The organism is Acinetobacter sp. ANC 5414 (assembly GCF_013004295.1).
In the GTDB taxonomy this organism is placed as follows: Bacteria; Pseudomonadota; Gammaproteobacteria; order Pseudomonadales; family Moraxellaceae; genus Acinetobacter.
Genome location: NZ_JABERM010000010.1, coordinates 229,117 through 242,600, shown reverse-complemented (window position 1 = coordinate 242,600; position 13,484 = coordinate 229,117). Strand labels below are relative to the sequence as shown.

Below are 13,484 nucleotides of genomic sequence, written 5' to 3'. Positions count from 1 at the left end.
AAAAATGTTAGCCGTGTGGATTCAATGTCAATTCAAATGGTTGGTCAGCACTAATTGGATAAGCCACGCCATTTTCTTTGTACGGTTTGAATTTGGAACTACGCACTGAGCGTAAAATCTTGTTATCTAAAGCAGGTATACCACTCGAACGCGAAATACGTGCCGAGGTAATCACCCCTTTTTCATTCGCTTCAATATGCACCACCACAATACGCGTTTGGCCTTCTAAATCGCTATTGTTATATGAAGGTTTTGGCGAACGACTCCATTGCACGCCCGAGCCACCAATCGATACACTTTTTGGCGATGGTGGTGCGGCTGGGGCTGGTGGAGCAACAGGTGCGGGTGGCGCAACTGGCGCAGGTTTAGCGACCGGTACAGGTTTAACTACTTTAGTTTCAGAAATCGTTGTAGTGACAGTTGGTTTAGGCGGTGCTTCAACCGGCTTCACCACGGGTTTTGGTGTTTCTGCTTTTTTAACTTGTTGAACCTTCTCTACCTTTTTCGGCGGTGGTGGAAGTTGTTTTTTGACAATTTCAACCTGTTTCACTTCCTTAGGCTTGGGCTGCTCTTTTTTAGGTTCAGCTTTTGGCTTAGGCGGTAAAGATTTTGGTGGTTCTTGAATTTTAACAAAGCGAACTTTTAAAGGTTCTTTTTCAACGGGTTTGAGTTCCGGGGTTTTCATTTGCCCCACCGCCCACAACACACCCATGTGACCGACCACAACGGCGATAAGCGCTGTGATAATTTTCTTTTTCATCGGATTGGGAGTTTGCATATTTAGAGCGGGAGATTGACTCATTAAAATCAGTTACCTAATTAAAGCGATTGTAGATCAATACAGATTTAAGCAATCAAGCTCATCGGTTAGTACAATTAAAGCACCGCAATAATAAATGAGAAGTGTTTTCATTTGCAACTATTAAATCGTAAGTTTTGATGAGTTTTTTGAATCAATAAAACAAGAAAGGCATACTTTAAGTATGCCTTTCTTTAAAAATTAGTCAATGTTGTTTTATTGGAAGACTACGGTTTTATTGCCATCGACAATAATACGATCTTCAAGATGCCATTTTACCGCACGCGCCAGCACATTTCGTTCGACGTCTTGTCCAAGTTCACGCAGTTGATCAACGGTAAAATCATGATTTACACGTTCTACATCTTGCTCAATGATCGGCCCCTGATCGAGATCAGCAGTCACATAATGCGCTGTTGCACCAATCAGTTTCACACCCTTTTCATACGCTTGCTTATAAGGGTTGGCACCGACAAAAGCAGGCAAGAATGAATGGTGAATATTGATGACTTTCATTTCCCATTTTTTGACAAATTCTTCATCCAGAATTTGCATATAACGTGCAAGAACTAACAAATCATTGCCTTGCATGATTTCATCAATTTTGGCATAGGCTTCACGTTTGTTTTCTTTATTGACTGGAACCACAACAAAAGGAATACCGAAGTTTTCAACTGACTCGCGTAAATCTTCATGGTTGGACACCACGGTGGTGATTTCACAAGGTAAACCACCACGTGCATGACGCCATAACAACTCAAGCAAGGCATGATCGACTTTAGAAACTAAAATGCCGACTTTTTTGACATCGCTGACCAAAGCCAAACGCCAATTCATGTTATAGCGCTCTGCAACATTGCTCGCAAAAGTTTGCGTCAAATTTTCTTTACGACTTTGCAAGTTATCCAGTTCAAACTCAACACGCATGAAGTAACGCCCGCCCTGAGCTTCAGTCGCGTATTGATCAAGTGCGGTAATATTTGCTCCTTGATGATACAAAAAGCTCGATACAGCTTGCACGATTCCTGGTTTATCCTCGCAAGTAATCAGTAAACGTGCTGTGTTAGCAGTGGTCATATTCATGTTGGTTTATATCACTAATCAGTTAAATTGAAAAACAAGCCGAGCATTCTAACTCTTTTTTAAGGCTTTCTAAATAGGCTAGCTCGCATCGGGATTTTTACTTGAAGACAGGCTCTCAAAAAGCTCTGAAGGACCTAGCGTTTCAAGCAAATGTTCATAAGTTTGACGACTTTCACCACGCAAATACGCCCCTTCCAGGAACACCATTTGACGCAATGCCTGCCAGACCCACTTTTCTTCTAAAGTATTTGAGTCGGTAATATGACCCGACATATATAAAAAGTTGGTCCAGTTGGTCAAAACAATCCACAAGTTAATAATTAGGGCCTCAATTTCTGAGTCCGTCATTTGCATCAAGCCTGCATTCACAAAGGCTTTATAAATTTTCTGCCCCTGCTGCATCACCTGACCGGCAAAACGTGGATACATTTTGCGAAAATCATCATTATTTTCAACCAAATGATAAACATCACGATGCAAAAAGCGATAAGCCCAGAGCTGGCTGCTCAGTACTTGGAAATAACGAATCTTATCATTGGCATCGAGTAAGCGATCATCTGGTAATGCAAGCATTTCCAAAGTTTCTTTCTGATACTGCTCCATCAAGTCTTTGATAATTTCGTTTTTATTACGAAAATGGTAATACAAATTACCCGGACTCATACTCAGTTCAGCTGCAATATGATTTGTTGTAACTGAACGCTCACCGCGCTCATTAAACAACTGTAAGCTGAGCTGTAAAATACGATCTTTGGTTTTCACCGTTTTGGAGTGAGACATCCTAAAGTAACCATTCATTCAATAGGTTAGCTAGCTAACACATAAAGTAACTTGACTATTTAGAGCTTTTACTCTAAAAATTAAATTAATCGCTTTTATTTAATGGTAGCAGGTCATGAATAGTCATACAAAAACAACTTCAATGACACCACATTCTTTCGATATTCCGCACTTGCATGATGTGCTGGAACAGCAAAAACATGCCTATCAACGCCATCCTTTACCAAGTGCAAAGGAACGTATTGATCGTTTAGCACGTTTAAAGCGTATCTTAGTTAAATATCAAGATCAATTTGCCGAAGCAATTAACCAAGACTATGGTAACCGTTCTATTGGCGAAACCAAAATCGGTGAATTACTCACCTGTCTTGAGCAGATTAAATATTATAGCAAGCATTTGACCCATTGGATGAAACCTTCGAAACGCCATGTCGGAATTATTCATCAACCGGCAAAAGCCTGGGTTCAATATCAACCGCTCGGTGTGATCGGAATTATTGCCCCTTGGAACTATCCTTTATTATTGTCGATTGGTCCACTGATTTGTGCAATTGCTGCCGGCAACAATGCCATGATCAAAATTTCCAGTGCATCGAGCAATTTTGGTCGTGCGCTTGAAAAAGCCTTGACTGAAGCCTTTCCGATTGAATTGGTTGCAGTCATTAATGGGGGCGGTCCTGTTTCTGATGCATTTAGCCATTTAGCCTTTGATAAAATCATTTTCACCGGTTCTACCGAAATTGGTAAAACCGTGATGGCGGCTGCCTCAGAAAACCTGGTGCCAGTCATTTTAGAATTGGGCGGAAAGTCCCCTGTTCTGGTTCACCCATCGATTGATTTACAAGATGTGGCACAACGTCTGGCTGCCGGTAAACTGTGGAATGCAGGTCAAACCTGCGTAGCACCAGACTATATGTTCCTGCCTAAAGGAAAAACGGCCGAATTCATCGAGCAGTTCAAGGCGTGTGTTGAAGAGATGTATCCAAATATTGCCTACAATCAGGATTACACCTCGATTATTAATGACAAACAGTACAATCGCCTGCAAGGTTATTTAGAAGATGCCCGTAATCAGGGTGCCAAAATGATCGAAATCAATCCTGAACATGAAGATTTAACTGCAGTTCGAAAAATTGCACCGACTTTATTGACCGGTGTAACCACTGAAATGCGGATTATGAAAGAGGAAATCTTTGGCCCGATCCTGCCAATCATGGAATATGATCAAATTGACGATGTTATTGACTTTATTAATAGCCGTCCGCGTCCACTTGCTTTATACTATTTCGACTTTGATCAGGCGCGTGCCGACTATGTCGCACAGCATACTCATTCAGGTCATTTCGGGCAAAATACGGTACTCACCCATGTTGCACAAGACGATTTACCATTTGGTGGCGTCGGTGCTTCAGGTATGGGGAAATATCATGGTCCAGAAGGTTTCTTCAGTTTGTCTCATGAACGGTCGGTGATGTCGAATCCTAAGCTCTATAGCTTAAAATTCATTCTCCCACCATTTAACAAGCCGATTCATAAATTGATTTCGAAGACCCTTCTTCGCTAACTGATCAAGGCATGAGCTATTGCACGTGTTCATGCCGAGTTTTTATTAAATTCGCTTGTCTTTTAAGCGTATTTTTGATATAAAACGCCCCTTGAATGATTTCATCCGTTTACTTTTAATGACTAGCCGCACAATCGGTGCTGTCTAGCAATGGAGTTCACCATGTCTAAGGTTTGCCAAGTTACCGGCAAGCGTCCAGTCGTTGGCAACAACGTCTCGCACGCCAATAACAAAACCAAACGCCGGTTCGAGCCGAACCTGCATCACCACCGTTTCTGGTTAGAAAGCGAAAAACGTTTTGTACGTCTTCGTTTAACCACTAAAGGTATGCGTATTATCGACAAATTGGGTATCGAAAAGGTTGTTACTGACCTACGTGCTCAAGGTCAAAAGATCTAAGGAGTTCGAACCATGCGTGATAAAATTCGTCTAGTTTCTTCAGCTGGTACTGGTTATTTCTATACCACAACTAAGAACAAACGTACTATGCCGGAAAAAATGGAAATCAAAAAATTTGATCCAAAAATCCGTCAACACGTGATTTTCAAAGAAGCTAAAATTAAATAATTTTGCCTTCTTAAAAAAACGACCTTCTGGGTCGTTTTTTTTTGCATTTTTTTTATCCGAGTTGATACACTTTAGCTAATTTTTTGGCACCGTTTGTGCTTTTGTATTTTCACCCTTAACTAGGCTTAAGGAGTTTTTAGTGCCTCATGACGTAGATCTCATCATATTATTAGCCGTTGGCTTTGGATTGGCGCTTATTTTTGGCTATATTGCGGCTCGTATACGCCTTCCCCCTCTTATCGGCTATCTCGTTGCCGGTATCATTATTAGTCCGAACACGCCCGGTATAGTCGGAGATATTCATCTTGCCAACCAACTGGCTGAACTTGGGGTCATGTTCCTGATGTTTGGTGTCGGGATGCACTTTTCCCTTAATGATTTGATGCAGGTACGTCGAATTGCTTTACCCGGTGCTGTTTTACAAATTGCTGTAGCGACCTTACTGGGAATAGGCGTTTCCATGATCTGGGGCTGGAGTTTTGGTTCTGCACTGGTTTTTGGCTTAAGCCTGTCCTGTGCCAGCACGGTAGTATTACTCAAAGCATTGGGTGACCGCGGTCTACTCAACTCGGTCAACGGTAAAATAGCCGTGGGCTGGTTATTGGTTGAAGACTTGGTCATGGTCTTGGTTCTGGTTCTACTCCCTGCCACCGCCGTGTTACTTGGTGGCACACCTGTGGCTGGCTCTAATCCCGATGCGAACATCTGGATGACATTAGCAATTACCCTGCTTAAAGTGGCTGGTTTTATTGCCTTTATGTTAATTATCGGGAAACGTTTAGTCCCCTTTATCATGCAAATTGTGGCGCGCTTAGGTTCCCGTGAACTATTCACCCTAACTGTCGTTGCCGCTGCGGTATCTATTGCTTTTGGTGCTTATAAAGTCTTTGGCGTATCCATGGCACTCGGTGCATTCTTCGCAGGGATGGTGGTTAAAGAATCTGATTTCAGTCACCGTGCCGAAGAAGAAACTTTACCCTTACGTGAAATTTTCTCAATCTTATTCTTTGTATCTGTCGGCATGCTGTTCGATCCACGCATTTTGATTGAGCAACCTTTCCACGTGCTTGCGGTGGTTGGCATCATTATGATTGGCAAGACCATTGCAGCAATGGCTTTGGTTTTATTCTTCCGATATCCCATTAATACTGCATTAACCGTTGGTGCAAGCCTTGCGCAAATTGGCGAATTTTCTTTTATTCTGGCAACTTTGGGCCTCTCACTCAATTTACTTTCAATAGAAGGGCAAAACCTGATTCTAGCGGGCGCATTGATTTCCATTACCCTGAATTCATTTGTGTTCTCTGCTATTGAACCTGTACAAAACTGGATTCGTGAACGCTCACATTTGGCGCGCTTACTGGAACGTAGTGGTGACCCTCTTTCCATGCTGCCTGATGAAGTATCTCAAGAGTATCTTCGTGATCAGGTGGTGATTGTCGGTCATGGTGAAGTCGGTCGTCGCATTACCAAAACATTAATGGCTCAAGACATTAAAGTGGTAATTGCGGAAGAAAACCGCGAAATTGTAGAAAGTTTACGTGAAAAAGGCATTGCTGCCGTTTCTGGTCATGCCACTGAACCAAGCGTATTAATTCAAGCGCATATTCAACATGCACGCTTATTGGTGCTATCACCGATGGATATTTTAGATATTCACAAAATTGTGGATATTGCCAAAACCCTGAATCCGCAAATTCAGGTTCTAGTCTGCGCAGAAAGTAAGGAAGAAGCTGAAGTGATTCGTCGTGATGGTATTGGTGAAGTTTATTTTGCCAAAGAGGAAATGGCGAAGAATATGACCAATCATATTCTCCATCAAATCCAGATTGCACATCAGCAAGATCCCACCCATTAATCTTGTATGGTAAAAAAACGCACCCATGAGTGCGTTTTTTATTAGGGAGAGATCAGCTCAAATACTTAGGTTGATCATCTACAATTTCTGCCTGCCATTCATTGACCTGCTTTTCCATCATGGCAAACAAAGCGGCTTGCACCATATGTTGTGCAATCTCAGGCATTTGATCACCCAGTAATGATTTCACTTCATCATTAAACTGAATTTTAACCAAGGGTTCTTTTTGAGAGCCTGCATTTCGCAATGCCAACTCACCACCTTCAAGTTGAACCAATTCTAAAATCGCTTCTTGATTACCAAATAATTCTTTCAATTGTTCTATAGACATAGTTCCTCCATGTTCAACATGGTGGCAAAGGCAGTTGCACTTTGCATTACGTAGACTATTTATATAAGGTCGATAACAAAAACTTCAAGAGCAGAAAAAAGATTAAAACTCAACCATCTCGTTACGAAAGCCATCAATCAGCTGGGTTAAATCACGATGCCATTCACGTAAAATTTTTGTATCCGGCAACCATGCTTGTGAAGTCTGGGTCACTTTAATAATTAAGTTAGATGATGTTTCATGTTCTGGTTCAGGTGCACTTGGCTCAGGTGCATATTGGCACATACGATACGCACGCTTCAATTCTGCAATAAAACCTTGTTTTGCCAATTGCTGCATCACGGTGACTTCAGGAGATACTTGTCCCTTTTCCGCCATGTTGTGTTCAATCGACTTGAGTGTCGGCATAAAGTCATTTAAACGATAGTAACGCACCAATTCCTGTAAAAATGCCAAGACTGCACCATGTAAATGGAATACGGCAGCTTCACGATGTGCCTGTGCCTGTTGAATATTGTCAGTTTGCTCAGCTTGTTGGCATGAAAGACGTGCAAAATACAGTTTTTGATTGGTACGGTCAGCATGGAAGCGAGCAACACGGGACATAGCGATATTCCTAAATTTTGGCGTTTGTTACAGACTTAAGATTAAACTTAATTTTGATCAATTCACAATAAAAATTATGCATGATCCATTTCAATTCAATAGATTTTACGTTTTACAGCAGCTTCGGTCTTGTTCTCGATCGGACATCTCAAATCTTGATTCCCTGAGAAATACATACTCCATTGGAACCAATCATGGGCAGGACCTGAACATTCCGTTTCATTTTTATGGATAAAAAAAGGAGCTTTCGCTCCTTTAATTATTTGTTTTCAGTTTTACTTTCAGCTTCAGGCTTATCTTCAGCCTGTTTTACACGAATACCATGTCCGTGCAAACGAAGGGTATTTAAGCCCTTAATCGCTTTGATCGCCTCACGAGCATGTGGCATTTCAACAAAAGCAAAACCTTTCGATTTACCTGTCGTCGCATCAAGCACCAACTTGCATGACTCAACTGTGCCAAAATCTTGAAATAGCTTCAATAATTCAGCTTCTGTTACTGTACGTTCTAAACTACGAACTAAAATTTTCATCTTACAACCTTAAAATAGGCAAAATCATCAAAAAGCACTCGCCTACTCGACTTTTTGAACTTCGCAATAAAAAACAAAATAACGCAATTGTGATAGTTTAATCGAGATCAATGCCAAAATCTAAATTAATCGACTGTCGTTCAATTAAAGCGCTTTTCACGGTTTGCTGGCGTTGTTTGTAATGGGTTTCGCTAATACACAGATTACGGGTTAATTCATTTAGAAAATAACTTTCAATCTTGCGCCCCTGATCATCGACCTGATCACGCGCCCATAAATTCAGATTCTGCTTGGTTAAAATCAATTCATTTTTGGCCCGGGTCAATGCCACATACAACACACGGCGTTCTTCTTCAACTTCATCGAAATTACCCTGCGCACGTGCATGTGGATATTGTCCCGCCGAGACATTCGCCACATAACAGACTTTCTGTTCTGTCCCCTTGGCAGAATGGATGGTGATGAGTGTGACTACATCATCCTGCGACTGACGTTCAATTTCACTGATCGACACTGGATCGAGCACATACTCTTCCAAAAATTCGCTCAGTTGATCATGTTTAGATGCAAGCTGTTTAACTAAATCAAAATCGCCCAAGCGTTTGGACCAGTCTTTTTTAGCGTAATTTTCTTCCAGCTGATCTTTTAATGCTTCAATACCCAGCGATACACAAGCCTGTACTTGATCTTTCAAAACCAGCATTTGCTTCATGATCAGCAAAGTATTGTCTGGAATACGACCAAATTTTTCTAACTTTTCAAAAATACGGTCTATCTCAGGTTCAAGCAATAACTGTTGAGCCAGTTTACTTGCACCGACATCTCCCACACCATTCCACAGGGTCAGAAAGCGCATCCAGGCGATATCATCCAAAGGATTGGCAATGGCACGCAGCAGACTGAGCAAGTCTTTTACATGCGCAGTTTCAAGCAATTTCATGCCACCAATAAAACGGTAAGGCACATTGGCTTGAATGAATGCCGCTTCAATATGCCGCGCAGCAAAACTCGAACGTACCAACACCATATGTTCATGCCATGCAGCACCTTGCAGTAAATGCCGCTCTTTAATATCAATGGCAATCCATTTCGCTTCATCAAACTCATTCGGGAAAATATGCATGCGAGGTTTAATGCCCTCACCACGATAAGCCTCTAAATGCTTGTCATATTGAATCGGACTTTGATCGAGCAACCAGTTGGATAGGTCCAGAATTTCTTGCGTAGAACGGTAATTTTTTTCCAGTTTAAAAATCTGTGCATCGGGCACACGTTCTTTAAAATGGTGAATATTTTCAAAGTCGGCACCCCGAAAACCGTAAATGGACTGGGCATCATCACCGACACAGAACAGACTGGTTTTATCTTTCAGGGGTTCAAGCAAAGCCCATTGCAAAGGATTGGTATCCTGCATTTCATCCACCAGCATGTGCTGACAGATCGATGAAACGTAATCCACCAAACCTTCAGATTGTGCCAGTGCTGAAGCCACTACAGCCAAAATATCATCATAATCCAGAAAGCTACGTGCCTGTTTTCGGGCTTCGTACTCTTTCATGATTTCCGCGATCTGATCTTTATATTCCAGAAATTCTGGCATTTGCTTTTCTAGAGCCAGACTTAGTTTTTGCCGAGTATTTCGTGCAAAAGAATAGAGATCACATAACTCTTTCGGTTTTGGCAGTGCATTGGGATTTTTCTTGTCATCTTTACCGCGAATCAGGCGGAACATCATCAACTGATCATCACGATCAATAATTGAGAATTGTTCCAAGCCAAAAGCTTTGGGAATACGGCGCAGCAAGTACATACAAAAGGTATGAAAAGTCGATGCACGAAGACCTTTGGCTTGCTCACCGAGTGCTAATTCCACACGTGCGACAATTTCACTGGCTGAACGTCGGGTAAAGGTCAGAATCTGGATTTGATTGGCGGGTACACCCTGATCAATCAAATAAGCTGCACGCGCCACAATGGTTTTGGTCTTGCCACAGCCTGCGCCTGCAAGTACCAAACTGTGCTTAGATTCAGTGGTTGCGGCTTGCTTTTGTTGAGGGTTTAATTCATCAATCAGTGTGGCTAAACTCATAATCTCTAATCTACTTGGGGATAGCGATAGTTTAGCAGAGCTATCCATAGAAAACTTGCGATGAAAATTCTAGAAGGAATTTACATCGTGACAGGCAGCATGGATGCTGCCGTTATTCAGTGATGCATGGATGCATCATCTGAATAACGAAGGGTTTGGTTACTTTGCCCTGTCAAAGTAACAATTCGCCTACGCGTTAGCATTTATCTATTCACATCCTTTTGGGGCTATGAGTATCTCTACTTTTAGAATTTAGCATGATCACTTTTCAAGTTGATTTAACACCGTAACTACAGCATCTTCCAAATACCTTTCCGCATTTTGCATCGCATCTTCTAAAGTGCAACCTGACGGGTTAATGCCAATAATCTGAGTAAAGCCCAAGTCATATAATTCATCAATACCATCGCCAACTAGACCCGCAAAAGCAATCACAGGTTTATTCAATCGCTTCGCCACTTGCGCCACACCAAACAGCGTTTTGCCAAATTTAGTCTGAAAATCAATTTTGCCTTCACCGGTAAACACATAATCCGCTTGAGCAATTTTTTCGGCCAATTGGGTCTGTTCAATGACAAGCTCTACACCTGAACGAATGCTTGCACCTGCAAATGCCATCAAGCCAAAACCTAATCCGCCAGCGGCACCCACACCCGCGATATCTTTAACATCAATATTTAATTGTTGAGCAACCAGTTCTGCAAAATGTGTAAGGTTCTGATCAAGCTGTTGCACCATTTCAGGTGTTGCCCCTTTTTGTGGACCAAACACATGCGATGCCCCGTTTATTCCAGTTAGCGGATTATTCACATCACTGGCAATCATGATTTCAACTTGCTTTAAACGTGCGTCCAAACCTGAAATATCAATCGTTCGAATTTGATCGAGTTGCCCACCGCCTACTGCAACTTCAGTATTGTGTGCATCTAAAAATTTTGCTCCCAATGCCTGTGCCATTCCTGCACCTGCATCATTGGTGATACTTCCGCCCAACCCCATAATGATTTTAGATACGCCTAAATCCAGTGCCGCTTTAATCATCTCTCCCGTACCGAAAGTGGTAGTCAATAAAGGATTTCGCTGGGAAGGCTCGAGCAAATGAATGCCATTGGCTTTTGCCATTTCAATCACAGCGGTTTGACCCTCTTCAATTAAGCCAAAATAAGTTTTTACTTTTTGAGTGGATAAAGGCCCTGTGACTTCACAATCAATCATTTGTCCATTTAAGCAAGAAACCAAGGCATCGACTGTCCCCTCACCACCATCTGCCATGGGTACCTGAATAAAATGTGCATCTGCAAATACTTTCTGGATGCCACGTTGCATCGCCTGACAAGCCTGTTCAGCAGTCATGCTTTCTTTGAAAGAATCTGGAGCGAGGACAAAAGTTTTAGACATGATCTTCAAAAAATGAAATGAATAAATCTTTTATACAATAAAAAAGAGCGCATATAGCGCTCTTTAGTCGAATTGGGTTTAAACATCGGCAGAACTTTTGGGCACTTCACGTTTGATATACGAAGCTAAAGTGAGATAGTTAATGCCCTGAAACAAAATATCGACAGCAAGGAATAGACCCAGCACCCAGAATGGTGCATCGGGTGACATCAAAATAAGAATCCCTGTCACCAAGGTAAGAATGCCGGAAAATAGTGTCCAACCCCATCCCTGATATGCCTTGAAGATCATGGCACTAAATATACGAATCACACCCGCAATAATCAAAACAATGGCTAAAAGATGGGTCAATACAATTGCAGTTTTTACGGGGGTGGTAAAAGCATAATATCCAGCTACAAGATACAGCACACCGAACAATGCCCACAACCAACGATAGCCCCCCTCAAAGATTTTAAATGCTGCAATGAAGTGTAGAATGCCACCGATCATCATCAGCACACCAAACAGAAAAACGACTGAAAGCGTGGCAAAAGGTAGAGCCGCCAGTAACACAACTCCGAATAGGATAAGCAGAATGCCTAGACCTAAGTACCACTTTCGATTTTCATGCAGCTGATGTCGAACTAAATCATTTCCTACTGTTTTCATGATTCTTCTCAGTCTTTTGTTTAGGAACAGGTTTATTTTTCAATATTTTAAAATAGATGTCTGTTATGAATATGCGACATTTTTATCCACATCAGTAAGTTAAACTGTGGATAAATTAAGCGTTATCCACAAAATTATTTTTTCCAGCCCAATTCAATCGCGGTAATTTCATTAATTAATGTCTGTTGCAAAGTACCCTGCATCTTACTTTTATCGCTTGACACAGGAATATACCCTGCCATTAACTCTGCTTTGGCTTGAGGAAATAAAGGCTGTTGATTCGGATAAGCATAACCCACCGGATACAGGGGTTGTCCTGTCGCCAAGTCGTATTTATCGGTGGCACCAAAAGCATGTAACAGCTCATGTACAAGTACAATTTTGTTTTGTTCAGACTGTTTTTTAGAGGCAAATAAATTGACCGAACCAATCCGCCCTTTTTGCAAGGCGGTTGAATGCTTTAATTCTTTAGTCTGTGCAGGGTCATAATAATTTAAAAACAAAGTCACACTGGGTGAGCCATCTTTGCTTTCATGCTGTTTCCAAGCATAAAAACGGAACTTTAAACTCCATAAAATGGTATCCAGCATGCTTGCATCTTCAGGTACTTTCGGAGGTGTCTTTTTGAGTTCACGCCCCATTTGAAAATAAATGGAAATCGGTTGTCCTCGATATTCTGTCGACATATATTTCAAGTATTCTTGTGTAGCACTTAATTCAGATAAGTTAAGGGTCTGAATATAGTTTTGGGTAGCAGCCTGCCCATCTGCATTAATGGGATGCAGCATGACAATAATAGGCTTGGACCAATTCTGGTTTTGATCACGGTAAGCATTGACTGCCACGATGAATAAAATGATGAGTAAACACAGTACTCGAATTTTTTTCCACATTAATTTTTCTCATTATTAAATAATAACATTTTCAAAATCCATCCAAAAATTGGATACACAAAAAGTCATCCGCAACTGTCCGAGGCAGACTGCATTATTATAGATAATGTTTCTGCGGATTTTTAGATAAAATAAGGAATCTGACGGAGTTTTGCGGAGGACAAATGCCTTTCTTGCGAACTCAAAATATATTTTGAGGCTTCTCATTTGGGCGAAACCAAAGTAACAGATGAGCTCCAAGCATTAGATTGAATACCGAGAAGACTCCGCTAAACTGCGTAGTATCAACAAATAAAAAAATGCCGACTTTCGTCAGCATTTTTTCACTTCTTA

14 protein-coding genes are annotated in these 13,484 nt (G+C 41.4%); 4 read left to right on the top strand and 10 right to left on the bottom strand.

Going from position 1 to position 13,484, the window contains the following annotated elements; translation table 11 throughout:
- Positions 1-7: 7 nt before the first annotated feature.
- From HLH18_RS06910 to HLH18_RS06900, 3 genes are all read right to left on the bottom strand, one after another.
- Complete coding sequence (locus HLH18_RS06910) at positions 8-802, bottom strand: TonB family protein (RefSeq protein ID WP_171546258.1); 795 nt, start codon at positions 800-802, stop codon at positions 8-10.
- A 213-nt stretch (positions 803-1,015) separates the two neighbouring features.
- Positions 1,016-1,882, bottom strand: coding sequence for a formyltetrahydrofolate deformylase (gene purU, locus HLH18_RS06905; protein WP_131287488.1), 867 nt, complete (start codon positions 1,880-1,882; stop codon positions 1,016-1,018).
- Between the two features lie 78 nt (positions 1,883-1,960).
- The gene (locus HLH18_RS06900; protein ID WP_171546257.1) at positions 1,961-2,662 is read right to left on the bottom strand and encodes a TetR/AcrR family transcriptional regulator; all 702 of its coding nucleotides are present in this window, start codon (positions 2,660-2,662) and stop codon (positions 1,961-1,963) included.
- Between the two features lie 115 nt (positions 2,663-2,777).
- Between HLH18_RS06900 and HLH18_RS06895 the strand changes: the two genes are divergently transcribed.
- The 4 genes from HLH18_RS06895 (at position 2,778) to HLH18_RS06880 (ending at position 6,651) form a co-directional block, all read left to right on the top strand.
- The gene (locus tag HLH18_RS06895) at positions 2,778-4,226 is read left to right on the top strand and encodes a coniferyl aldehyde dehydrogenase (protein WP_171546256.1); all 1,449 of its coding nucleotides are present in this window, start codon (positions 2,778-2,780) and stop codon (positions 4,224-4,226) included.
- 162 nt (positions 4,227-4,388) lie between these two features.
- Positions 4,389-4,625, top strand: coding sequence for a 50S ribosomal protein L28 (rpmB, locus tag HLH18_RS06890; protein WP_010325866.1), 237 nt, complete (start codon positions 4,389-4,391; stop codon positions 4,623-4,625).
- A 12-nt stretch (positions 4,626-4,637) separates the two neighbouring features.
- Positions 4,638-4,793: a 50S ribosomal protein L33 gene (gene rpmG / locus HLH18_RS06885; RefSeq protein ID WP_001205031.1), complete on the top strand. Its 156-nt coding sequence runs from the start codon at positions 4,638-4,640 to the stop codon at positions 4,791-4,793.
- A gap of 139 nt (positions 4,794-4,932) precedes the next feature.
- Positions 4,933-6,651 carry a cation:proton antiporter gene (locus tag HLH18_RS06880; protein WP_171546255.1) on the top strand — a complete coding sequence of 573 codons (1,719 nt, stop codon included), beginning with the start codon at positions 4,933-4,935 and terminating at the stop codon, positions 6,649-6,651.
- 52 nt (positions 6,652-6,703) lie between these two features.
- On the opposite strand, the gene HLH18_RS06875 is transcribed toward HLH18_RS06880, so the two are convergent.
- From HLH18_RS06875 to HLH18_RS06845, 7 genes are all read right to left on the bottom strand, one after another.
- Positions 6,704-6,982 (bottom strand): hypothetical protein, encoded by a 279-nt coding sequence (locus HLH18_RS06875; protein WP_067722074.1) that lies wholly within the window; start codon positions 6,980-6,982, stop codon positions 6,704-6,706.
- A 102-nt stretch (positions 6,983-7,084) separates the two neighbouring features.
- Positions 7,085-7,588 carry a DUF6586 family protein gene (locus tag HLH18_RS06870; RefSeq protein WP_171546254.1) on the bottom strand — a complete coding sequence of 168 codons (504 nt, stop codon included), beginning with the start codon at positions 7,586-7,588 and terminating at the stop codon, positions 7,085-7,087.
- A gap of 259 nt (positions 7,589-7,847) precedes the next feature.
- Positions 7,848-8,120, bottom strand: a complete 273-nt coding sequence (locus HLH18_RS06865; protein ID WP_131287500.1) for an RNA recognition motif domain-containing protein — start codon at positions 8,118-8,120, stop codon at positions 7,848-7,850.
- 97 nt (positions 8,121-8,217) lie between these two features.
- Complete coding sequence (locus HLH18_RS06860) at positions 8,218-10,209, bottom strand: ATP-dependent helicase (RefSeq protein WP_171546253.1); 1,992 nt, start codon at positions 10,207-10,209, stop codon at positions 8,218-8,220.
- A 261-nt stretch (positions 10,210-10,470) separates the two neighbouring features.
- A complete protein-coding gene (locus tag HLH18_RS06855) occupies positions 10,471-11,607 on the bottom strand; it encodes a glycerate kinase family protein (protein ID WP_171546252.1) in 1,137 nt (378 codons plus the stop codon).
- A gap of 78 nt (positions 11,608-11,685) precedes the next feature.
- Positions 11,686-12,258 carry an HdeD family acid-resistance protein gene (locus tag HLH18_RS06850; protein WP_171546251.1) on the bottom strand — a complete coding sequence of 191 codons (573 nt, stop codon included), beginning with the start codon at positions 12,256-12,258 and terminating at the stop codon, positions 11,686-11,688.
- 134 nt (positions 12,259-12,392) lie between these two features.
- Complete coding sequence (locus tag HLH18_RS06845) at positions 12,393-13,151, bottom strand: hypothetical protein (protein ID WP_171546250.1); 759 nt, start codon at positions 13,149-13,151, stop codon at positions 12,393-12,395.
- Positions 13,152-13,484 lie beyond the last annotated feature (333 nt).

Excerpts from the sequence above, each read along its gene's own strand:
- HLH18_RS06910 (WP_171546258.1), bottom strand. The coding sequence starts at position 802 with ATGAGTCAATCTCCCGCTCTAAATATGCAAACTCCCAATCCGATGAAA.
- purU (WP_131287488.1), bottom strand. The coding sequence starts at position 1,882 with ATGAATATGACCACTGCTAACACAGCACGTTTACTGATTACTTGCGAG.
- HLH18_RS06900 (WP_171546257.1), bottom strand. The coding sequence starts at position 2,662 with ATGTCTCACTCCAAAACGGTGAAAACCAAAGATCGTATTTTACAGCTC.
- HLH18_RS06895 (WP_171546256.1), top strand. The coding sequence starts at position 2,778 with ATGAATAGTCATACAAAAACAACTTCAATGACACCACATTCTTTCGAT.
- rpmB (WP_010325866.1), top strand. The coding sequence starts at position 4,389 with ATGTCTAAGGTTTGCCAAGTTACCGGCAAGCGTCCAGTCGTTGGCAAC.
- rpmG (WP_001205031.1), top strand. The coding sequence starts at position 4,638 with ATGCGTGATAAAATTCGTCTAGTTTCTTCAGCTGGTACTGGTTATTTC.
- HLH18_RS06875 (WP_067722074.1), bottom strand. The coding sequence starts at position 6,982 with ATGTCTATAGAACAATTGAAAGAATTATTTGGTAATCAAGAAGCGATT.
- HLH18_RS06870 (WP_171546254.1), bottom strand. The coding sequence starts at position 7,588 with ATGTCCCGTGTTGCTCGCTTCCATGCTGACCGTACCAATCAAAAACTG.
- HLH18_RS06865 (WP_131287500.1), bottom strand. The coding sequence starts at position 8,120 with ATGAAAATTTTAGTTCGTAGTTTAGAACGTACAGTAACAGAAGCTGAA.
- HLH18_RS06860 (WP_171546253.1), bottom strand. The coding sequence starts at position 10,209 with ATGAGTTTAGCCACACTGATTGATGAATTAAACCCTCAACAAAAGCAA.
- HLH18_RS06855 (WP_171546252.1), bottom strand. The coding sequence starts at position 11,607 with ATGTCTAAAACTTTTGTCCTCGCTCCAGATTCTTTCAAAGAAAGCATG.
- HLH18_RS06850 (WP_171546251.1), bottom strand. The coding sequence starts at position 12,258 with ATGAAAACAGTAGGAAATGATTTAGTTCGACATCAGCTGCATGAAAAT.
- HLH18_RS06845 (WP_171546250.1), bottom strand. The coding sequence starts at position 13,151 with ATGTGGAAAAAAATTCGAGTACTGTGTTTACTCATCATTTTATTCATC.